At 54.5% G+C, this 23,067-nt stretch carries 15 protein-coding genes and 1 other RNA gene; 7 read left to right on the top strand and 9 right to left on the bottom strand.

The genetic code is table 11. The features are described 5' to 3' along the window. Nucleotides 1-104: 104 nt before the first annotated feature. Together NR177_RS03250 and putA are read right to left on the bottom strand one after the other, a co-directional pair. Entirely contained in the window at nt 105-404 is a 300-nt protein-coding gene (locus tag NR177_RS03250; protein ID WP_256852292.1) for a hypothetical protein, read from the bottom strand. A 43-nt stretch (nt 405-447) separates the two neighbouring features. Continuing rightward, entirely contained in the window at nt 448-4,392 is a 3,945-nt protein-coding gene (gene putA, locus NR177_RS03245; RefSeq protein ID WP_256852291.1) for a trifunctional transcriptional regulator/proline dehydrogenase/L-glutamate gamma-semialdehyde dehydrogenase, read from the bottom strand. Between the two features lie 442 nt (nt 4,393-4,834). Between putA and putP the strand changes: the two genes are divergently transcribed. The 5 genes from putP to phoH all read left to right on the top strand — a co-directional run bounded on the left by putP (nt 4,835) and on the right by phoH (nt 11,166). Then, nucleotides 4,835-6,319 carry a sodium/proline symporter PutP gene (gene putP, locus NR177_RS03240; protein WP_256852290.1) on the top strand — a complete coding sequence of 495 codons (1,485 nt, stop codon included), beginning with the start codon at nt 4,835-4,837 and terminating at the stop codon, nt 6,317-6,319. 192 nt (nt 6,320-6,511) lie between these two features. Further along, a complete protein-coding gene (gene efeU, locus NR177_RS03235; protein ID WP_063879941.1) occupies nt 6,512-7,339 on the top strand; it encodes an iron uptake transporter permease EfeU in 828 nt (275 codons plus the stop codon). A gap of 49 nt (nt 7,340-7,388) precedes the next feature. Then, nucleotides 7,389-8,510 (top strand): iron uptake system protein EfeO, encoded by a 1,122-nt coding sequence (efeO, locus tag NR177_RS03230; protein WP_256852289.1) that lies wholly within the window; start codon nt 7,389-7,391, stop codon nt 8,508-8,510. Between the two features lie 2 nt (nt 8,511-8,512). Next, entirely contained in the window at nt 8,513-9,799 is a 1,287-nt protein-coding gene (gene efeB, locus NR177_RS03225) for an iron uptake transporter deferrochelatase/peroxidase subunit (RefSeq protein ID WP_256852288.1), read from the top strand. A 578-nt stretch (nt 9,800-10,377) separates the two neighbouring features. Continuing rightward, complete coding sequence (gene phoH / locus NR177_RS03220) at nt 10,378-11,166, top strand: phosphate starvation-inducible protein PhoH (RefSeq protein ID WP_013026125.1); 789 nt, start codon at nt 10,378-10,380, stop codon at nt 11,164-11,166. Between the two features lie 67 nt (nt 11,167-11,233). On the opposite strand, the gene NR177_RS03215 is transcribed toward phoH, so the two are convergent. The 5 genes from NR177_RS03215 to ssuD all read right to left on the bottom strand — a co-directional run bounded on the left by NR177_RS03215 (nt 11,234) and on the right by ssuD (nt 18,218). Then, a complete protein-coding gene (locus NR177_RS03215) occupies nt 11,234-12,436 on the bottom strand; it encodes an acyl-CoA dehydrogenase family protein (protein WP_256852287.1) in 1,203 nt (400 codons plus the stop codon). Continuing rightward, nucleotides 12,429-13,892: an MFS transporter gene (locus tag NR177_RS03210; RefSeq protein ID WP_256852286.1), complete on the bottom strand. Its 1,464-nt coding sequence runs from the start codon at nt 13,890-13,892 to the stop codon at nt 12,429-12,431. Before NR177_RS03210 ends, NR177_RS03215 begins: the two co-directional genes overlap by 8 nt. A gap of 244 nt (nt 13,893-14,136) precedes the next feature. Then, nucleotides 14,137-15,546, bottom strand: coding sequence for an LLM class flavin-dependent oxidoreductase (locus tag NR177_RS03205; protein WP_256852285.1), 1,410 nt, complete (start codon nt 15,544-15,546; stop codon nt 14,137-14,139). A gap of 71 nt (nt 15,547-15,617) precedes the next feature. Beyond that, the gene (locus tag NR177_RS03200) at nt 15,618-17,030 is read right to left on the bottom strand and encodes an FAD/NAD(P)-binding protein (RefSeq protein WP_256852284.1); all 1,413 of its coding nucleotides are present in this window, start codon (nt 17,028-17,030) and stop codon (nt 15,618-15,620) included. Nucleotides 17,031-17,045: 15 nt separating this feature from the next. Beyond that, entirely contained in the window at nt 17,046-18,218 is a 1,173-nt protein-coding gene (gene ssuD / locus NR177_RS03195; protein ID WP_256852283.1) for an FMNH2-dependent alkanesulfonate monooxygenase, read from the bottom strand. A 274-nt stretch (nt 18,219-18,492) separates the two neighbouring features. On the opposite strand from ssuD, the gene NR177_RS03190 reads away from it, so the two are divergent. Next, entirely contained in the window at nt 18,493-20,379 is a 1,887-nt protein-coding gene (locus NR177_RS03190) for an aliphatic sulfonate ABC transporter substrate-binding protein (protein WP_256852282.1), read from the top strand. Nucleotides 20,380-20,473: 94 nt separating this feature from the next. Next, complete coding sequence (locus NR177_RS03185) at nt 20,474-21,421, top strand: sulfonate ABC transporter substrate-binding protein (protein ID WP_256852281.1); 948 nt, start codon at nt 20,474-20,476, stop codon at nt 21,419-21,421. A 228-nt stretch (nt 21,422-21,649) separates the two neighbouring features. Here the strand turns inward: NR177_RS03185 and NR177_RS03180 are convergent, their stop codons facing one another. Next, a complete protein-coding gene (locus NR177_RS03180) occupies nt 21,650-22,489 on the bottom strand; it encodes a class I SAM-dependent methyltransferase (protein WP_256852280.1) in 840 nt (279 codons plus the stop codon). A 363-nt stretch (nt 22,490-22,852) separates the two neighbouring features. Continuing rightward, a non-coding RNA gene (locus tag NR177_RS03175) (RtT sRNA) lies at nt 22,853-22,977 on the bottom strand. Nucleotides 22,978-23,067 lie beyond the last annotated feature (90 nt).

The following is a 23,067-nucleotide window of genomic DNA, read 5'->3' as shown; positions in this document are numbered from 1 at the left end:
ACGCCTAAAGGGGTAGAAGGCTGGCTAAAATAAGGATTAACAAAATTGTATTTATAATGGGATATTGAAATTTTAAATAAAATTACTGCCTTTAAATCAGGTTATTAGATTGGGCTTGTTTTGACAGGACGGAATAAGGTGTTAGTGCCACTAATAAGTTTCTGTCGCATTGTCGTGCGCCAGTCATCAGCAGAAAAGGGCTGAGAATAGCGCTGAGGGCGTGCGTTTTCGTTATCAACCTGACGCTTTCTGTCAACGCTTTTGACAGCATTGGTCGCTGCAATAAGGTTTTTTTTCTTTCTGGGGAAATATTCGTTTTTAACGCTGTTTTTATTTAACGATGACGGATGCCAGAAATAAATTACGCCATGCGTGAGGCGAAAAAAAAGGTTCATGCCGGGCATGAACCTTTATTCATTAGCGATCAGAGAGAAAGTCTGAAGAACGTTAGCCGATGGTCATCAGACTGGCATTTCCACCTGCCGCCGCGGTATTCACGCTCAGCGATCGTTCAATCAGCAGGCGTTCCAGCAGCAGATTGGTTTCTCCACGGGCAAAGCCCTGCACCGACACAATGGCTCCTTCGCGCGCCGCGACCTGTTCGCACAGGCTACGGAGCTGGTCGGCATCACCATGGTAGATCACGGCGTCAAAATGCCCAGCCAACGGATCTTTCGCCAACGTGATACGGGCTTTCACCGCCGTCGGCAAGGTGGCGAGCACTTTGCGGTGCAATTCATCGTCCGGCCACAGTGCCTGGCTACCGACGCTGGTCACCGCCGCCAGTTGAATCAGTGCATCTTGCTCGTTGTCCGCCAGACACAGCACCTGCTCACGCGGCAACAACAGGAAGGTATTGCGCTCACCGGTCGGGCCTGGCAGCAGACGCACGGTTCCCGCCTGGGCCAGCGCGGCATAGTGCTGGCACAGTGAAGACAGCTGAGGTTTATCTGTTGCCCAGTCGGTCAATGCCTGATGCGGAGCCAGCAGGAGTTGACGCTGCGCATTATCGGCCGGACGCTCAGCATCCTGACGGGCGAGGGTAATGCTCAGTGCGTCATCCGGACGGTTCGCCAGCAGGCGATACAGATAAAGCGGACCACCCGCTTTCGGGCCGGTACCGGATAAACCTTCCCCGCCGAACGGTTGTACCCCAACGACCGCACCGACCATATTGCGGTTGACGTACAGGTTGCCGACTTTAGCCCCCGCCGTTACCTGCAGGATGGTTTCGTCAATGCGTGTGTGCACGCCTAACGTCAGACCGTAACCCGACGCATTAATCTGTTCAATCAGCTGCGGCAGGCTGCTGCGGGTAAAACGCACCACGTGCAGCACAGGGCCAAACACTTCCTGGGTCAGATCACTGACTTTATCCAGTTCAATCAGCGTGGGTTTAACAAAGGTGCCCGTTGCCCACTCTTTGCTGTCCTGCGGATTATCCTGCGCCGTTTGGTACACCTTAAAGCCGTTATTACGCATCGCCTGAATATGGCGCTCAATATTGGCTTTCGCTTCTTCATCGATCACCGGGCCGATGTCGGTAGACAGGCGTTCCGGGTTGCCCATACGACATTCCGCCATCGCGCCACGCAGCATTTTCAACGTATGATCCGCCACGTCTTCCTGCACGCACAGCAGACGCAGGGCAGAGCAGCGTTGACCTGCACTGTCAAAGGCCGAGGCGACGATATCGATAACCACCTGTTCGGTCAGGGCAGAGGAGTCGACAATCATAGCATTCATGCCGCCGGTTTCGGCAATCAGCGGGGTAGGACGGCCTTGCGGGTCCAGCCTGCCGGCAAGGTTTCGCTGCAGCAGCGTGGCGACAGCCGTGGAGCCGGTAAACATCACACCGCGAATGCGTTCATCTCCGGTCAGTTGCGCACCCACGGTTTCACCCAGGCCCGGCAGCAGTTGCAGTACGCCAGCCGGGACACCGGCGCTCAGTAAAATCTCCACGGCCTGGGCGGCGATCAGCGGTGTTTGCTCGGCAGGTTTCGCCAGTACGCTGTTCCCCGCAGCCAGTGCGGCCGCGACCTGACCGGTAAAAATGGCCAGCGGGAAGTTCCACGGGCTGATACAGACCACCGGGCCTAGCGGGCGGTGCGTTTCGTTGTCAAAATCATGGCGCACGATGCCAGCATAGTAATAGAGGAAATCGACAGCCTCACGCACTTCAGCAATGGCATTGCTGTAGGTTTTACCGGCTTCACGCACCAGAATGCCCAGCAATTGCTGCAGTTGACCTTCCATCAGCTGCGCGGCACGTTCAAGGATCGCCGCACGCTCCTGCGGTGGCGTAGCAAACCAGATAGGGCCGGCATTCACCGCCGCCTCAATGGCCTGCGAAACCTCCTGTTCTGAGGCGTTGCGGACCGTACCTACCACGTCCGACGGTGCGGCCGGGTTGACGACATTCTGGCTTTCCCCGCTGCTCAGCGGTGCGTCGATAAGCGGTTGTGCGGTGTAAGGCTCACTGGCACCGCTCAACAGGGCGCTGGACAGCGAAGCCAGGCGATGTTCATTGGCCATATCGAGACCCGCAGAGTTCACCCGATCGCTGCCGTATAAGTCACGTGGAAGTGGAATTTTTGGATGCGGCAGGCCCAGCGTGCCTTCACTGATGCCCATTTTTTCGACCTGGGCCACCGGATCGGCCACCAGCTCGTCAATCGGCATCGTCGTATCAGCGATACGGTTAACAAACGAGGTATTTGCGCCGTTTTCCAGTAAGCGACGCACCAGATAAGCCAGCAAGGTTTCATGCGTGCCAACCGGTGCATAAATACGGCAGGGACGATTGAGTTTACCCTCTGCCACTTTGCCCACGACCTGGTCATAAAGCGGTTCGCCCATACCATGCAGACACTGGAACTCGTACTGTCCTGGGTAGTAGTTATTTCCCGCTAACTGATAGATGGCCGCCAGCGTGTGCGCATTGTGCGTGGCAAATTGCGGGTAGATCAGGTTCGGCACCGCCAGCAGTTTGCGGGCGCAGGCCAGATACGAAATATCGGTGTACACCTTGCGGGTATAAACCGGATAGCCTTCCAGCCCTTCCATCTGGGCGCGTTTGATTTCGCTGTCCCAGTAGGCCCCTTTTACCAGACGGATCATCAAGCGGCGGCGGCTGCGCTGGGCAAGGTCCGTCAGTTCATCAATGACAAACGGACAACGCTTCATATAAGCCTGAATGACAAAACCAATGCCGTTCCAGCCTTCCAGCTCAGGTTCAAAACAGAGCCTTTCCAGCATATCAAGAGAAAGCTCTAAGCGGTCGGCCTCTTCAGCATCAATGTTGATACCGATATCGTAAGAGCGGGCCAGCAGGGTCAGAGACTTAAGAATCGGATACAGCTCGTCCATCACCCGGTCGTACTGGGCGCGGCTGTAGCGCGGATGCAGCGCAGACAGCTTGATCGAAATGCCCGGGCCTTCATAGATTCCACGGCCGTTCGAGGCCTTGCCAATGGCGTGAATCGCCTGCTGATAGGAAACCAGATAGGCTTTGGCATCGCTGGCGGTCAGGGCGGCTTCACCCAGCATGTCGTAGGAATAGCGGAAGCCTTTCTCTTCAAGCTTGCGGGCATTCGCCAGGGCTTCGGCAATGGTTTCACCGGTCACGAACTGCTCGCCCATCAGGCGCATCGCCATATCCACGCCTTTACGGATCAGCGGCTCGCCGCTCTTACCGATAATCCGGTTGAGCGAGCGCGACAGGTTGGCTTCATTGTGGGTTGAGACCAAACGCCCCGTAAAGAGTAATCCCCACGTGGCGGCATTCACAAACAGTGACGGGCTGCGGCCAAGGTGCGACTGCCAGTTGCCGTTGCTGATTTTGTCACGGATAAGCGCATCGCGGGTCGGTTTGTCGGGAATACGTAACAAGGCTTCGGCCAGGCACATTAACGCTACGCCTTCCTGAGAGGAGAGGGAGAACTCCTGCAGCAGGCTCTGCACCATGCCGGCGCGGCCGGTTGCCCCTTTTTGGTGCCTCAGTTTGTCGGCCAGCGCGTACGCCAGTTGATGGGTTTTTTCTGCCAGCGCGGCCGGAAGACGGGCTTGCTCAAGCAACATGGGAACGGCATCGGTCTCTGGACGACGCCACGCGGCGGTCACCGCCGAGCGGGCAACCGACTGAGGCAGAATGTTTTCTGCGAATTCAAGGAAGGGCTGAACCATCTCTTCCGGGGCAAGCTCATCGGCGGCCGCATCGCTCAGCTGCAATGGAATCTCTTCCACCGTCTCACCCGCTTCTAACTGGGTCAGATAATTAAAGATCGCCTGTTTAATCAGCCAGTGCGGCGTGCGATCAATTTTCTGTGCCGCCAGTTTAATGCGGCTGCGGGTGGCTTCATCCAGCTTCACCCCCATGGTGGTTGTTCCCATGATTTTCTCTTCCTTAAAACGGTTTTGACCAGAGCATGGGCTGCACTATTACCCATGTTGCAACTTTGTGCAACCGTGTTAAATGTGACCTCAGTTGCACACTTTGAAACCCCTTTCATTATTAACATTTAAAAGCGGCACAAATCTTGCTGCAAGAAACTCGCCAATGTTGCAACCCCATTCAAGATAAAGGCTGAAAGGGATGCAAAGGTGCAACTTAACTGTGAGCGGGCGCAACCTGTGAACATTTAAAAAGTCTTGGGAGGTGAAACCAATGTGACGGATGTGTTAAATGCATTGTGTGCGCCGTGCCTTTACGGCAGGATACCGCGCCTTAAGGGAAATCGCTTTCTCTTGATGCGGTACTACCCTGACGCCGTCACGTTCCGATGGTTCAGGAAAAAGATTTCTCTTAAGAGATCGGATAATAACGGAGAAACAAATGACAGTAAGTACGCCAATGTTGGTGACCTTTTTAATTTATATCCTCGGGATGGTGCTCATCGGTTTTATCGCCTGGCGCTCAACCAAAAACTTCGACGACTATATATTGGGTGGCCGCAGTCTGGGTAGTGTCGTAACCGCGCTGTCAGCCGGTGCCTCTGATATGAGTGGATGGTTGCTGATGGGATTGCCCGGTGCCATTTTTCTTTCCGGTATCTCTGAAAGCTGGATCGCCATTGGCCTGATTATCGGGGCATGGTTTAACTGGAAAATCGTGGCGGGGCGGTTACGTGTCCAGACAGAGCACCATGATAACGCCCTGACGCTGCCAGACTTCTTTACCAGCCGCTTTGAAGATCGCAGCAAAATTTTGCGGGTGATTTCTGCGGTGGTGATCCTGGTGTTTTTCACCATCTACTGCGCGTCAGGTGTGGTTGCGGGCGCTCGCCTGTTTGAAAGTACCTTCGGGATGGATTACGCCACGGCTTTGTGGGCCGGTGCGGCCGCCACGATTCTCTATACCCTGGTGGGCGGATTCCTGGCCGTGAGTTGGACGGATACGGTCCAGGCCAGCCTGATGATTTTCGCGCTGATTCTGACGCCTGTTTTCGTGGTGATTGCCGTGGGTGGCTGGAGCGATTCCGTGGCGGTTATTCAGGCCAAAGGCGCTGAAAACCTGGATATGTTTAAAGGACTGAATGTGGTTGCCGTGCTGTCGTTATTGGGCTGGGGCCTGGGCTATTTTGGTCAGCCCCATATTCTGGCGCGTTTTATGGCGGCGGACTCACATCGATCTATTCGCACCGCGCGCCGTATCGGTATGACCTGGATGATTCTCTGTCTGGCAGGTGCGGTAGCCGTCGGTTTCTTCGGTATCGCCTATTTCCAGAACAACCCTTCTCAGGCCGCAGGCGTTTCGCAGAATGGCGAACGTGTCTTTATTGAGCTGGCGCGCATCCTGTTTAATCCCTGGATTGCGGGCATCTTACTTTCTGCGATTCTGGCGGCGGTCATGTCCACGCTCAGCTGTCAGCTGCTGGTCTGTTCCAGTGCGCTGACGGAAGATCTCTACAAAGGCTTTTTACGCAAAAATGCGAGTCAGAAAGAGCTGGTATGGGTCGGCCGTCTGATGGTGCTGTTGGTGGCGTTAATTGCAATCGCACTGGCGTCTAACCCGGAGAACCGGGTTTTAGGCCTGGTCAGCTATGCATGGGCCGGATTTGGCGCGGCATTCGGACCGGTGGTCCTGTTTGGCGTCTGCTGGAAACGCATGAACCGCAACGGTGCGCTGGCGGGCATGATTGTGGGGGCGGTAACGGTGCTGGTGTGGAAACAGTATGGCTGGCTGGGACTGTATGAAATCATTCCGGGCTTTATCTTTGCGAGTATCGCCATCGTGATCTTTAGCCTGGTGAGTCGAGAACCCTCAGCGCAGGCCGTCGAACGCTTTGAGGCTGCCGAGGCTGAATTCCTGACCAAATAAAACGCGTTACGTGTTGAAAAAGCCTGCCTTATTGAGGGCGGGCTTTTTTTTGCCTGGCATTTGGCACAGACAGTTACGAAATTATTTCACCAAGGAACTTGTTTTTTTCTGAGTGGTAATGATAATCGGTATCGTTCGTTTTTACGTAAATTTACGTCTTATTGACGCTGCTTAACATTTAAGAGGTTGGCGATGTTTGTTCCTTTTCTCATCATGCTGCGTGAAGGTCTGGAGGCGGCACTTATCGTCAGCCTCATCGCCAGCTACCTGAAACGGACGCAGCGCACACAATGGTTTCCGGCCATGTGGGCGGGCGTGTTTATTGCCGCCGCGCTTTGCCTGGCGTTGGGCATCTTTATTAACCAGACCACGGGCGAGTTTCCCCAGAAACAGCAAGAGCTGTTTGAAGGTATTGTGGCGGTGGTTGCGGTCGTCATCCTGACCTCTATGGTGTTCTGGATGCGCCGGGTAGCGCGCAATATCAAACGGGAACTGGAGCAGGCGGTTGATCAGGCCTTGCAGAAATCCGCCGGGGGCGGTCTGGCGCTGGTCCTGATGGTCTTCCTGGCCGTGGCGCGAGAAGGGCTGGAATCGGTGTTCTTTTTGCTGGCCGCCTTCACGCAGGATGTGGGTTACGCACCGCCGCTGGGTGCTCTGCTTGGGTTAGCCACCGCCGTGTTGCTGGGCATGGCGATCTACTGGGGCGGCGTGCGCCTCAACATGGCGCACTTTTTCCGTTGGACCAGTATTTTCATTCTGTTCGTTGCTGCAGGGCTGGCGGCAGGCGCTATCCGCGCCTTTCATGAGGCTGGTCTGTGGAACCATTTTCAGCAGGTGGCGTTCGATATGAGTAATACCTTATCGACGCACTCGCTGTTTGGCACGCTGCTGGAGGGCATTCTGGGCTATCAGGAAGCCCCCAGCATCAGTGAGGTGGCCGTCTGGCTGCTTTATTTGATTCCCGCGTTATTACTGTTTGTTATGCCTGCACGCGCTGAACCCTCAGCCGCTGCGCGCTAACGCGTTTACCAGGCGCGTTAGCCGCGCCTCTGACTTTATAGGGAAAAATATGATGATGCGTTTTCGCCGTAATGCGGTGCTGGCTTCGCTGCTGGCGGTTTCAGGTTCTACGCTGGCCGCCGCGATCCCACAGGTTAGCGTGAGTGTCACTGACAAGCAGTGCGAGCCTATGTCGCTGACGGTTCAGGCGGGTAAGACTCAGTTTTTAATCAAAAATAACAGTCAAAAAGCGCTGGAATGGGAAATCCTCAAAGGTGTGATGGTGGTTGAGGAGCGCGAAAATATTGCACCGGGTTTCAGTCAAAAACTGACCGCCAATCTCGAAGCTGGCGAATATGAAATGACCTGTGGCCTGCTGACCAACCCGAAAGGTAAGTTGATTGTGCAGGGCAGCGGCGGCAAAAGTGCGCAGAAAGGGAAGAGCGAACTGATGCAACTGGCCGGCCCGATCAACGCTTATAAAGCCTATGTGACTGATGAAGTGAATCAGCTGGTGACGGGCACCCAGGCCTTTACTGACGCGGTGAAAGCCGGCGATGTAGAAAAAGCCAAAGCGTTGTTTGCGCCGACGCGACAGCACTATGAACGTATAGAACCCATCGCTGAGTTATTCTCCGATCTGGATGGTCGCATCGACGCCCGTGAAGATGATTATGAGAAAAAAGCGCAAGATCCGAAATTCACCGGTTTCCACCGTCTGGAAAAAGCCCTGTTTGCTGATAACAGCACCAAAGATATGGCGGGCTATGCCGAACAGTTGAACAACGATGTGCACGATCTGCAAAAACGCGTCAGCGAGCTGGCCTTCCCACCGGCAAAAGTGGTCGGTGGCGCGGCGGGGCTTATCGAAGAAGTGGCCTCCAGCAAAATCTCTGGAGAGGAAGATCGGTACAGCCGCACCGACTTGTGGGATTTCCGGGCTAACGTCGATGGCGCGCAAAAAATTGTCGAGCTGTTGCGTCCTGTTCTGAAGCAGGCGAATCCACAGCTTCTGGCGAAAGTGGATGCGAATTTCGCTAAAGTTGACGCGATCCTGGATAAATACCGCAGCGGTCAGGGGTATGAATCTTACGAAAAACTGACGCCTGCCGACCGCACCGCATTGAAGGGCCCGATCACCGCCCTGGCTGAAGATCTTTCCCTGCTGCGTGGCACCTTAGGCCTGGATTAATCATGGATAAGGATCAGGAGTTGACCCAGCCATCGCGTCGCCGTCTCTTGAAAGGCCTGGGGATGCTCGGTGGCGCGGCGGCCGTCAGTGCCGGATGCCCGTTTCATGCCGGGGCCGCCGACAATCCCGACAGCTTTTCGCCGGGCACAGTGACGCCGAACGCGCGCCAGCAGACGCAGCCGTTTTATGGCGTGCACCAGGCTGGCATTACGACGCCGCAACAGGCGTCGATGATGCTGGTGGCGTTCGATGTACTGACCAGCGACAAGCAGGAACTGCAGCGTTTGTTCCGGTTGCTGACGCAGCGCATCGCCTTTCTGACCCGGGGCGGCATGGCACCCGCAGTGACCAACCCGCAGTTGCCGCCGCTCGACTCAGGCATTCTCGGGGCAGAGATTGCCCCGGATAATCTGACCATGACCGTTTCGGTCGGCCACTCGCTGTTTGATGCGCGGTTTGGCCTGTCGGCGCTGAAACCGGTGAAACTGCAGACAATGACGCGTTTTCCTAATGACGCGTTGGATGCAAATCAGTGCCACGGCGATCTGCTGCTGCAAATCTGTGCGAACACCCAGGACACGGTGATTCATGCGCTGCGTGATGTGGTCAAACACACGCCCGATCTGTTAGGCATTCGCTGGCGTCGGGAGGGGTTTATTTCCGATCACGCCGCACGCAGCGCGGGCAAAGAAACGCCGATCAATCTGCTGGGCTTCAAAGACGGCACGGCTAACCCGGACACGCATAACACGGCGTTAATGGATAAGCTGCTGTGGGTAACGGAAGAACAGGCCGAACCTGAGTGGGCGCGTCACGGCAGTTATCAGGCCGTAAGGTTGATCCGCTTCCATGTTGAAATGTGGGATCGCACGCCGTTAGGTGAGCAACAAACGATTTTTGGCCGAGAGAAACTGAGTGGCGCACCGCTGGGCATGCAGAACGAGCACGACGTGCCGGATTATCGCAAGGACCCTGATGGCGACATTATTGCGCTGGATGCGCATATTCGTCTGGCGAACCCGCGCACCGCAGCAACCGAAAGCAGTTTGATGCTGCGCCGTGGATACAGTTATTCAGCGGGTATTTCAGCGTCGGGCCAGTTGGAAATGGGATTGCTGTTTGTTTGTTATCAGCATGATTTAGAATTAGGCTTTCTTACCGTACAAAATCGTCTGAACGGTGAGGCGCTGGAAGAGTATATACGTCCGTTTGGCGGAGGGTACTTTTTTGTATTACCTGGCGTTATCAGTGAAAAACATTATTTAGGCCAGTCCTTACTCGAGAGTTGATTAAATTTTAGTCACGGCATGTTGTGTGTGACAGCACAGGATGCCCTCTCCCCGCCCGTCCGTTTTTCTCTCCAGCCTGTTTTTTTAGCGCTCCGTTTTTAACGTTTGTTCACCTGACGACAAATAAACTAACACGCTGTAATACAAGCGTAATTTAATTTAAGTAAGGTCAGTGTTAACGGTCGGTTGAATATTTATTTTTCATTAAAGTGAAAATACTGTTGCAAAATACCAATAAGATGGTTCACTTTACTATGAAAGCGTAATCGGGCGTGTTGATGTCTCACACTGGAGTTCGCGCATGGATAGATGTTTTTACAGCCGTACAGCAGTAAACAATATCGCACTTTCCCGTGAGGACGTTTCTTCCTCAATCGCTTTTACACCTCAACGTGTTTTCTCTCTTCAACCTCATTCCTTTTTTACCGGTAAACGGCAAGGCTGTTTTGCTGCCGGATATCAATCGTCATGGCCTGTCACGGCTCTAAAGGAAGCCAACTGAAACCTCTAAAGCGTTCACGTAATCGCATCGGGCTTGTTGCCTGAGCGGGAAATGAAACCAACTGTAAGGTGCCACTATGGGAAGACAGAAAGCAGTGATCAAAGCGCGTCGAGAAGCAAGACGAGTGCTTCGTAATGACTCCCGCAGTCATCGTCAGCGTGAAGAAGAATCGGTCACTTCGCTGGTGCAAATGGGTGGGTTGGACTCGATTGGCATGGCGCGCGATGTGCGTGACCGGGCACCGATTGAAGCCCGAAATGAAGCTCAGGCGCACTATCTTAACGCCATAGAATCAAAACAGCTTATCTTCGCCACCGGTGAAGCGGGCTGCGGCAAAACCTGGATTAGTGCTGCGAAAGCGGCAGAGGCCCTGATTCATAAGGATATCGACAGGATTATCGTTACGCGCCCGGTGCTGCAGGCGGATGAAGATCTGGGATTCCTTCCCGGGGATATCTCAGAAAAGTTCGCCCCTTATTTCCGCCCGGTTTACGACATTCTGGTTAAACGTCTTGGCGCATCCTTTATGCAATATTGTCTGCGGCCCGAAATCGGCAAAGTCGAAATCGCTCCCTTTGCTTATATGCGTGGTCGTACTTTTGAAAATGCGGTAGTGATTCTGGATGAAGCGCAGAACGTGACAGCTGCGCAGATGAAAATGTTTCTGACCCGCCTTGGCGAAAATGTCACGGTGATTGTTAACGGCGATATAACCCAGTGCGATTTGCCCGCTGGGGTGCCTTCTGGTCTCGCAGACGCGCTGGCGCGTTTCGAAGAGGACGAGATGGTGGGCATTGTCCGTTTCGGCAAAGAGGATTGCGTGCGTTCCGCGCTGTGTCAGCGCACTTTGCATGCTTACAGCTAGCGTTCGATTGAGCCATGTAGCGACCAAAACCCGGCTTCGGCCGGGTTTTTTATATTCGCCCGGCGCGTTATTCGCCGCCACCAATCTGCCAGATAAAGGTCGGATCACGTTGGTTTACCTCCCAGTCACCCACGTTGCGGCTCTTGTAGATCACCGGATTATGCGAACCAATAGTACGGGCATTGCGCCAGTGCCGATCCAGGGCTTTACTGACGCGCGTATCTGATGCGCCAAGGGCGTTAAACAGCTCGCTTGCTGCGCGCGTAATCCAGTCAACAGCCACCACCTGAGCCTTAGCCGCCTCCACTTCGGCCTGCACGTTGGTCGCATGAATCTGTTTTTCGTCCCGTCCCTGAATGTGCGCATCAAAAGCCAGCTGTAGCGCATGCGTTGCCTGCTGCACGGCGGCATCAGTTGCCCACACCCAACTGCTTATCTGCCCCACGACCTGTAAAACCTGCACATCCTGGCTAACCTGTCGGGCATTACCGTGGCTGTAGATTCGCTTTCTGCTTGCCACGCCCTGTGACACATCGCGAACAATGGCCCGCCCAATACCGGCCAGCGTCGCCAGTAAAACATGCTGATAGAAGGCGGTTTGATAGCGAAAGCGCTCACTGAAATCATAGACGTGCGCAGGCTCAACCCAGGCCTCGCGAAAGCGGGTCGTACCGCTACCCGTCAGGCGTTGGCCAAATCCGTCCCAGTCATCGTCCCGCGTCACCGCATCCTGATGTGTACTGACTACCGCAATCACATCACGCTGATTGTCAGTGCGCTTAGCGTAAACATCGATCCAGTCAGCATACAACGAGCCGGTGCTGTAAAACTTCTCACCATTGAGCTGCCAGCCTTTGTCGGTAGGAGACACGCAGGTGTTAACGTCTCCCAATTTGACGCTGCCTGTTTCACTCCAGCCGCTGCCAACGATATCGCCGTCGATAAAACGACGAAACCAGCGTTGGCGATCGTCACTGTCGGGTTGATTAAGGCGATCCTCGACAAAGGCCATATGGGCACGCAGCGCCTGCGGCAGGTTGGAATCGGCCTCGGCCAGTTCGGTCAGTAAGCGGAACAACTGAGGCAGGGACGCGCCAAAACCGCCGTGTGCCTGAGGAATACGCAGCGTGCCAAAGCCCGCCGCCTTCAGCCAGCGCAAAGGCTCATGCAGCAGCGTACGGTCACGTTCACGCTCGACGGCGCCTTCGGCGATACGGGCAAAAAGAGGGCGAAAACGCGCGGCCAGTAAGGTGTAATCAGGTTCAGACATGGTGTTCTCCGTGTGTTGACGGGTCATCAATATCGTGGCGAGTCGGCTCAAAACGGACCACTAACAAGAAAATGATGGGAATAATGGCGGCCAGTGAAACAATCCAGAACATGTTGGTGCCATAAGCCGCCTGCAGGATGGGCAGGATGAACAGCGCCAGGGCGCTTCCGATGCCCGAGATGGAACGACTAAAACCGACGCCAGTGGCACGAATATGTGTGGGATAGGAGAGTGCGGGATAGATCATTAACTGCGCGCCCGGTCCAAAGCCCTCAGCAAACAACCACAGTCCCAGCATCAAAATGGCAAACACCACGCCGGTTGTCGCATCGGGATGGCCAATCAAGGCCAGTGAGGTGAGGGCAATAAACTGCAGGGCAAATCCGGCAATGGCGACATGGCGTGACGGAAATTTCCAGGCCAAACGCATGCCAAGCAGGCCGCCGGTAAAGGCAAACAGCGCGTTGAGTCCCAGCGAGGCGGAAATGGTTTCGAAGATGCCCGCCCCCAGAAACTGTGCCAGAATAGAGGGCAGAAAAAAGGCAATCGCGGTGTATTCAAACGAAATACAGGCGTTCATCACCGCTGCCACCACGGTGCGCTCCCGATAAGGTTTCTGGAATAACACGCGAAAACTGACCGCCGGTGCGGCTGGTTTTGTTGCCGCAGGAATACTGGTGTCTTCATGCGCGCGGATGCCGTACGAATCGCGCAGGATACGCACTGCACCGCTTAAATCACCCTGGTTTGCCGCCCACAGTGGGGATTCGTTCATAAACTTACTGCGCACGGCAATGATAAGCAGAGCAGGCACGGCACCAAACAGCAGCGAGGCACGCCATAACCAGTCAAGGTGCTGCGCCGGTAACAGAAAATAAAGGGCGAAGATAATCAGAAAGCATACCGAGGAGGCGGCGTACCACATCGGGCACCAGGCTGCCAGACGGGACGCTTTATTGCCTTTGCCGGAGAATTTCGAGAATTCAGCCAGATAAGCCATCGCCACAGGCAAATCAATGCCCACACCAATGCCCATCAGAAAGCGCGCGCCAATCAGTACCCAGACGTTAGGTGCCAGACCGGCTGCAATGGCGGACACCACAAAGAAAAGCATGTCAGCCATAAACACGGAATAGCGACCATATTTATCGGTCAGCCATCCACCGATCAGATTGCCCAAAATCGTGCCAATCATAATGGATGACGTGACTAATCCGGTTAACGTGGGCGTTAAGCTAAACGCTTTCACCACATCATCAATGCCGTAAGACAGGGTCGTCAGATCGTAGGCATCCAGAAATACACCGCCCAGCGCCAGAAACACTATCCAGCGCGCATAGCTGTTTTTCTCACTTTGGGTATTAATCAGTTTCGCGACATCACTGACGGAGCGAATAGGCGTGGAGTGAGGCGAGGCGGGGATCGCCGCATCCTCATCAATATTCAGTGTGCTCATGTTGTCCTCGTTATTGTCTGTACAGGTAATGCCTTTATATGAAGGAATTGAGCCGTAAACAAACAACAAAAAGTCATAACTATTATTTTAAATTCAATAAGTTATTTAATTTATTTTTGGCATGAGAAACACCGGAAGCGTTATCGCGCATCCGGTGAAAAGAGAGCGTCAGAGGGAATAATTCAGGCCTGACCAGAGGCTGACAGGCCAGATGGACAGACCTCAGGCGGCGGGACAAACCTCATCATGATGCCTCCGCCGGGACAATCAGACCCGATTCCGACGTGGTGCGTCGATAGCCAGCGCCCGGGTGCGGATGCTCAAGGCGCGCGCCCTGGCCAAAGAGCTTCTCTCTCAACGTACCGGGTTGATAATCCTGTTTATAAACGCCCCGTTTTTGCAGTTCCGGCACCAGCAAATCGACGACATCAGCAAAGGTTTCATGCGTGACGGCATAGGCCAGATTAAAGCCATCAACATCGGTTTCCTCTACCCAGCTTTGTAATTCATCGGCAACGGTTTCAGTGCTGCCGACCAGCAGAGGCCCAAAGCCGCCGATGCCGACCCATTCGGCCATATTTTGTACGGTCCATTCCCGTTGCGGATCGGCAGTGGAAAAGCTCTCCACAACGGACTGAATCGCATCGGTATGCAGATGCTTAAACACCTGATCGGGTTGGTACTGACTGAAATCGATGCCGGTCCAGCCGGAGATCAGCGCCAGTGCTCCCTCATGGCTGACATAGCGTTTGTAATCCTGCCATTTAGCCCGGGCGACGTTGTCGGTTTCCCCCACAATCACCGTTTGCATATTGAAAATCAAAATACTGCGTGGATCGCGACCGGCTTCCTCTGCGCGACGTCGAATATCGGCCACCGTTTTCTTTAACAGCACTTTAGACGGCGCGGCGACAAACACGCATTCGGCGTGCTGCGCGGCGAAGGCTTTACCGCGGCTGGATGCACCCGCCTGATAAAGCACTGGCGTGCGCTGCGGCGAAGGTTCACACAGATGAATGCCAGGCACCTGGAAAAAGGTTCCCTGGTGATTGATGGGATGCACCTTACTGGGATCGCTGAAAATATGGCGCTGGCGATCGCGTATGACGGCATCATCCTCCCAACTGCCTTCCAGCAGTTTGTAAACCACCTGCAGATATTCGTCGGCGTAGTCATAGCGGGCATCGTGGCTGGTTTGCGTGGCCTGACCCAGATTGCGGGCGCCGCTTTCCAGGTAGGAGGTGACGATATTCCAGCCGACCCGACCTTTGGTCAGATGGTCCAGCGTCGACATGCGCCGGGCAAACGGATAGGGGTGCTCAAAAGAGAGCGATGCGGTCAGGCCAAAACCGAGGTGTTTTGTGACCATCGCCATTGGCGTAATCAGGGCCAGGGGATCATTCACCGGCACCTGGGCCGCACTGCGAATGGCCGCATCATTATTGCCGTTGAACACATCATAAATACCCAGTACGTCGGCGATAAACAGGCCATCGAATTTACCGCGTTCCAGCAGCGCCGCTAAGTCCGTCCAGTACTCCAGATCTTTGTATTGCCATGAGCGGTCGCGGGGATGCGCCCACAGGCCAGGGGACTGATGACCAACACAGTTCATATCAAACGCATTTAAGCGAATTTCACGTTGTTTAGGCATAGCAAACTCCTGAGCGGATGCGGCACTGTCAGGCCGCCCACGTTATTGGGATGGTGAAGAAAAGGGGTGAGTTAGTCAGTCAGCGAAAGGGGACATCGCTCATTTAGCGTTTCGGCGGTGAGGTTCAGCAACTGGCGGGCGACGGATTCAGCATGTGTGGCAACCTGGGGCAGGCCCATCAGTTCGCCAAAACGCCCGCGCGCCGCGGGGCCGACCACATAAAGATGGGGGTTAGGCTGGCCCTGAAGGTTGAGCGTCTGTGACTGCGCGTTGACATGTATTCCCAGCGCCAGCGGATCGGGCTGAATAACGCCGTCGTCGGAAAGCTGTTTTAACAGTGCATCGCGCTCTGTTAAAGCACCATGTGCAGGGCCAGTGGTCACGATGACCCGCTCCACCTCCAGCATCACTGCATTGCCAGAACGGGGTTGCAGAGTAAGCTGAATGGCGGACGGTAGGGCTTCAGCTACTGTCAGCCGCGCGGCGAGCACACATAATTCACCACGGCGTTGTCTGTCCTCTAAGACCTGTCCGACCTGAGGCGCGATGCGATAGCGGTGTACGTCCCACCATGGCCGCAGATGCCGCAGAAAGCGGCGTTGTTCACTCAACGGCAGGCGCTGCCAAATCGCCTGGCCCTTGCGCCTGACCTCATCAAACACCACCTGCCAGGGAATCGATTTTGCTTCGGCCTGGCGGATGTCCTGCCTTATTCGCCGCAGCCAGGCGCGGGTGCTCAAGGGGACGGTAAGATCACCATCAAACTGCCAACTGAGGTTCGCCTCGCTCAGATTGGGCCGGGGAAGCTGCCCGCGCCGGGAAAAGACGGTGACAGGGCCACGATGTCCCTGCCGTTCAAGCGTAGCAACCATGTCGGACATGGTTAAGCCCGACCCGACAATCGCGACACGGTCTTCAGGCGCAATCTGTGACAGGGCTTGATGCCGCCAGGGATTGGCGATAAGCCCTGGATGATTTGCCAGCGGTGTTAAGGCTGCGGGAAGCTGGGGCGCGGGATGACTGATCGCCAGCACCACGATATCCGCCTGAATACGCTTGCCGGATGCGGTGCTGACCGTGCCTTGCCGCAAGGCTACGGCGCGGTCCTGCACATGTACCAGCCCGACCGGGGAATGCGCCTTTACCGCCTCAAACTGCTGATTCACCCAGTGTGCAAACTGCCTGCGTTGAGGATAGACATTGCCGTCATGCCAGTGGGCAGCCGAATCACGGATAAACGCACTGGAAGCACGGAACCAGCGGTCAAAACTGCCTTCTTCATCACCGGCTAATTGCATACGCGAGGCGGGCACATTAATGCGATGGGCCGGATCGGTTGTCGAGTAGGCAACGCCCTGAGCCAGCTGCGCCCGGGGTTCGATAACCGTCACGCGCAATCCTGAACTGCCGAGACGACCCAAATGAACGGCCAGCGCCGTTCCACTGAATCCGCCGCCAACGATGACAATATGCTGCTCGGACATACACTGCCTCTCTGATTAGCTCGCACTGGCCTGTTTTTCGGGACGACGATCGCCCCCGATGGTTTCGCCGAAAGGACCGGTATTCACACTGCGCTGCTTTTTATCGGCATGGGTGGAAAGCGGCAACAGCGGCATCAGTAAATCGGCAACCCGATGTGCTTCTTCAAGATGCGGATAACCGGACAGAATAAAGTTATCAATGCCCAGCGCCTGATATTCCCGTATCCGTTCCGCCACCTGTTGCGGATTACCCACCAGCGCAGTGCCTGCGCCGCCCCGCACCAGGCCGACGCCAGCCCATAAGTTGGGCCCGATGCGCAGTCCATCACGTGAACCGCCGTGCAGGGCGCTCATGCGGGCCTGACCGGTCGAGTCCATGCGGGCAAAGATTTTCTGTGCTGCGGCAATGGTTTCTTCATCCAGATGCGCGATCAACTTATCGGCTGCGGCCCAGGCCTCTTCCTCGGTTTCCCGCACGATCACGTGCAGACGAATGCCGTAGGAGAGCGTCCGGCCACGTTCCTCGGCACGCTTGCGCACAACTTCCAGTTTAGCGGCAACCTGGTCTACCGGCTCGCCCCATGTCAAATAGGTATCAACCTGGCTGGCTGCAACCTCAACGGCTTCATCCGAGGAGCCGCCAAAATAAAGGGGCGGGCCTTCGGCCTGAACCGGGGGAAAGAGGATCTCAGCGCCTTCAACGTGAATATGTTCCCCGTGATAATCCACCTTTTCCCCTTTAAGCAGGCGAGAATAGACATCAAGAAACTCACGAGTGACCTGATAACGTTCGGCGTGGCTGAGAAAAATGCCGTCGCCTTTGTTTTCAACCGGGTCACCGCCCGTCACCACATTAATAAGTAAACGTCCTTCAGACAGACGATCCAGCGTTGCAGCCATGCGCGCGGCCAGGCTCGGTGGTTGTAAACCCGGTCGGACGGCCACCAGATAACGAAGCTGTTTGGTTATCGGAGCCAGCGCCGAGGCAACCAGCCAGGCGTCCTCACAGCTTTTACCGGTCGGAATCAGTACGCCGTAAAATCCCAGATTATCGGCGGCAAGGGCAACCTGTTGCAGATAGGGCAGATCTACCGCTCTGCCGCCCTGGGTAGTCCCCAGATAACGCCCGTCGCCATGGGTTGGTAAGAACCAAAAAAGATTAATGTTTTTTTCAGCGGCATCACGCATTAGCAGATTCCTTTATAACGATATTTGAAATTGATAATTAGAAAATTCATTTTCGGTTATATAGCCTTAAGCAGAATGCGTGCCAACCGGTGTTTTGTTTTTTATCTATTAATATCAATGAAATGGATTTTCATCGGTGTGGTAATGACTGCTGCAAATGCAGCAATGTGTGACAGCTGTTGTTGCGTTTGCAGCAATTCACGACCGGCAGCGGCTCGTTTCTGACCGCAACAAGGGATATGTTTAGCGTTCACTCACTCTGCAGGAATGCGCTATGCAGCACGCTGGCCCCGATTTAATTGACCCCGCTTCCCTGGCGTTCAGGCATATTCTGGATCAGCTGGCACCCACGGACGCCACCGTCTTGATCATCGGTGAAACGGGTACCGGCAAAGAGGTGATGGCGCGCTATCTGCATCATCACAGCCAGCGTCGGCATGCGCCCTTTATGGCGGTTAACTGCGGTGCACTGACGGAGAGCCTGGCCGAGTCTGAACTCTTTGGTCATGAAAAGGGGGCGTTTACCGGGGCGACCGATCGCCATCGTGGCTGGTTTGAGGCCGCACAGGGCGGAACGTTACTGCTGGATGAAATCGGCGAACTCAGTCTGCCCCTTCAGGTCAAGCTGCTTCGCGTGCTACAGGAAAGGGAAATTACCCGCGTGGGCTCTTCTCAGGCGGTGAAGGTTGATGTCCGGGTTATTGCCGCGACGAACCGCGATCTGACAACGGCGATAGCCGAGCGGCGGTTTCGCGAAGATCTCTACTACCGGCTTAACGTCGCCAGCGTTGCCTTGCCCCCGCTGCGCCAGCGGTCTGAGGATATCCCGGTTCTGGCAGACTATTTTCTGCAACGGTATGCGCGCCGACTGGGGCGACCGCAGTTGCGTCTGAGCGACGAGGCGATGGAAACGCTCAAAGCCTATTCCTGGCCGGGGAACATACGGGAGCTGGAAAATACATTGCACAACGCGGTGTTGCTCTGCGAAACACCGCAGATAGAACCCCAGCAGCTGCGGCTGGGCACGGTGACGGGCGCGGGACAGGTACAAAAGCAGGATGCGCTTGATGCGTTTATTCGCCAGCAGATCCAGTGCAGCGAGTCGCCACTTTATCCCCGCGTCATTGAGGCGCTGGTCAGAAATGCCTATGAACTGAGCCAGGGCAACCAGTTACAGGCCGCAGCGCTGCTGGGAATCAGCCGTAACAGCCTGCGTACCCACCTTGGCCATTTCGGCATCATCAAGCCGCGCCGTAGCCTGACGTCAAGCCCCCGCACCGCTTCAATGGCCGTCGCGCAGGAGCGCGAGTTGCGCATCGGTTATCAAAAGTTCGGCAACCTTGGCATCCTCAAAGCGCGCCAGCAACTTGAACAGCAGCTGGCCGGGCAAAACGTTAGTGTCCTGTGGAGCGAGTTTCCCGCCGGGCCTCAGTTGTTACACGCGCTGAGCCACCGGGAAATAGATTTTGGCACCACGGGTGAAGTGCCACCTTTGTTTGCCCAGGCCAGTCACTGCGCACTGGTTTATGTTGCCTGGGAACCGCCCGCGCCGCAAAGCGTGGCGCTGCTGGTGGCAAAGCACAGCCCAATAAACCAGATTGCCGATTTAAAGGGCAGACGTATTGCGGTGAATAAAGGTTCCAACGTCCATTTTCTGCTACTGCAAATCCTGGATGAGGCAGGGTTGACGCCGGAGGAAGTGCGGATTGTTTATGCACCGCCTAAATATCCGTTAACGCCCAGCGATCTGAATGCCGTTGATGCATGGATGATGTGGGACCCTTTGCTGAGCGAGGCGGAAAGCGGGGATCAGCTTCGGGTCATTGCCGACGGTGTCGGGCGAGTGAATAACCATCAGTTCTACCTTGCGGACCATCACTTCGCGAACCATTCGCCAGACCTGCTGCAGATACTGATGACCGCCCTGGAGCAGACAGGACGCTACATTGATGCGTACCCGCAAGAGGCCGCCGGGCTGCTGGCCGGAGAGCTGGGCATGTCCGATAGCGCGCTGCGTCGTGCCTTAGCCCGTCGAAGCCATCAAACACAGTCAATGAACCTGGCGATCATTCGTGAGCAGCAGAGAATCGCCGATCGCTTTTATGCGCTCGGCCTGTTTCCCCGAGCGATTAACGTGCGTGACAGGGTATGGCCGCAATGACGTTTTATGACTAAAGATAGATGTTTTACGCATTAAGCCGTTTGCGTCTGATTTGTTATGTTGCGCTGATGACAACACCACTCAGGAAAGAGACATGAAAAAAATCTTATTTAGCGCGCTGCTTGCGGTCGCGCACATTGGCACTATCGTGACGGCACAGGCAGAAGAAAAGCTCAACGTGGTGAATATCGGTTTTCAGAAGGCCAATATTTTTGCCTTACTCAAATACCGTGGCACGCTGGACAGCGAATTCAAAAAGCAGGGGATTGCGGTGCACTGGGTGGAGTTTCCGGCAGGCCCGCAAATGCTGGAAGGGCTTAACATTGGCAGTATCGATCTGGCCGCAACCGGTGATGCGCCGCCAACCTTTGCGCAGGCCGCACAGGCTGACCTGGTTTATCTGGGTCACTCACCGGCGAATCCACAAACCGAAGCTATTGTGGTGCCCGCGGATTCGACGATAAAAAGTGTCAAGGATTTAAAAGGCAAGCGCGTCGCCCTGAACAAGGGATCGGATGTGAACTATTTGCTGGTATCAGCCCTGGAGCAGGCGGGGCTGAGCTACAAAGACATCACGCCGGTTTATCTTCCTCCGGCTGATGCGCGAGCGGCATTTCAGCGTGGCGCCGTGGATGCATGGGTCATCTGGGACCCTTACCTGGCGGAAGTGGAAACCAACGCGGGAGCGCGGCTGCTCAAAAATGCCGAAGGCCTGGTGCCGCACTACACTTTTTATCTGGCCAGTCGCAAATTTGCTGACGGTCATCCCGACACCGCAAAACAGGTTCTTTCAGAACTTGAAAAGCTGAGCAGCTGGGCCAATAAAAATCAGGGCGAGGCCGCTAAAATTCTGTCTGGCTCGACGGGCCTGCCCCAACCTGTCTGGCAGCGCGCGCTGGCAAGAATGCCTTTAGGGGCCGAGCGAATGACGCCGGATGTCTTTAAAGAGCAGCAGGCACTGGCGGATAAATTTACCCAGATTGGATTATTGCCGGTGAAGGTGGATGTCAGCAGTGCGACATGGTCGCTGGATAAAAAATAAGGGATGGATGTGCCGTTCTGTATTTTAATAGCGAAACTGCGCAGCAAGTGCAACGTCAAGAGGACAAAATTGCATTGTCCTCATTGACCTGTCAGTTTAAGTGGATGAAGAGCATAAACGAAAAGGCTCAAAAGTATCGTTAAAAATCCTGTAGATTAAGTTGAATTATATGGCTCGTTTTATGCTTATAAACCCAACACAATACTCCTTGCAGACTTAGTAGAAATATCATTTTTGTATGGCAAAAACTTCAAACATAGATCCCGCAATCCCTCTTGTCATGTCTGGCTTATTTAAGGTCAATACCTTGCAGCCAGACCACTTTTCAAGAAGCTTTTCAAAATCTTTTCCCCAATCATAGGTTACAAGCGCCTTTCCATCCCCAACGGGATTTGCATGGTATTCAGGCTCTTTAAGATACTTAATGGTGTCACCCACTAACTTTGCCCTTTTTATACTTTTTCCAATATCCATATGGCGAGGCGTAGTGAAAATATGCCAGCCTCCAGGCTTAAGTACGCGTAAAATTTCTCGGCAAGCTTTCTCTGGGTCAAAAACGTGTTCAAGTACGTCCTGTGAAATAAAAATATCGAAAGAGTTACTTTCAAAAGTCATTGATTCTATATTTTGGTTCGTACCTCCATCAGGCAATGATGAGCCAAATGCAACTTGAGGGATGTATTGTGAGTATGAGTAACCTGTCAGAGCCTTAAAGTATTCACTACCCGGAGATGTTTCATGGATATCTTTTTCCTGCCATGCCGGTATTAGCTCATCAAGGGCCCTTATAAGATTTCTCTGTCTTGGCGTTGAATTACATTCAGAACATGAAAGATGATCGCGAAGCCAAACCTCGTCCGAAGAAAACGTAACCTGTCTGCGACAGCAATGACAGTATCCATTGGACGTAACAAGATACTTAATATCGCCTACTACACCCTGTACAGATTGAAGATTTTTACCTGACTGAATCATGGCCCTAAAGAGCCAAGCCTGTTCGATATCGCTCAATGAAGACCAATCTAATTCTTGCAGCTTTTTTATTTTCCTTCTGACGTGCCAACGCATAAACCCTCCTTAAGTGAATGTAATTCTAAAAGTGTAACATTTCATATTGGCACGGCAAACTGAAGCGAGTGGCCCTGAACTGAAATCCTGAACCATTCATAAATAAAATTCCGGCGTGATAATGACTGCGCCGAACGGACAGGGTTCCAATGAAAAAGTCATGACTCACTGAAGAGCAGATCACCCTCTTATCTCTGGGCGGTGAGAGGGGGATTCACTCGCTGCGCTCGCCCTGCGGGTGGCCTGCGCCCATGCAAAACGGCGTGGCCGCTTTGTCGAACCCCGGTCGGGGCTTCTCATCGCCCTCAGCGCAGAATATGCAAAAAAAAAGTCCAGAGGTTAGTCTGGACACTTCTTTAAATGTGGCGGTGAGAGGGGGATTCACTCGCTGCGCTCGCCCTGCGGGTGGCCTTGCGGCCATGCAAAACGGCGGGCCGTTTTGTCGAACCCCGGTCGGGGCTTCTCATCCCCCTCAGCGGAGAATAGGTAAAAAAAAGCCTGAACGTGAGTTCAGGCTCTTCTTTGAAGATGGCGGTGAGAGGGGGATTCACTCGCTGCGCTCGCCCTGCGGGTGGCCT

Origin of the sequence: Pantoea sp. Fr+CA_20 (genome assembly GCF_024520835.1) — a bacterium.
Classification (GTDB): Bacteria; Pseudomonadota; Gammaproteobacteria; order Enterobacterales; family Enterobacteriaceae; genus Pantoea; species Pantoea allii.
Note: the sequence above shows the minus strand (reverse complement) of the source record. Positions and strands in the feature narration are given on the sequence as shown.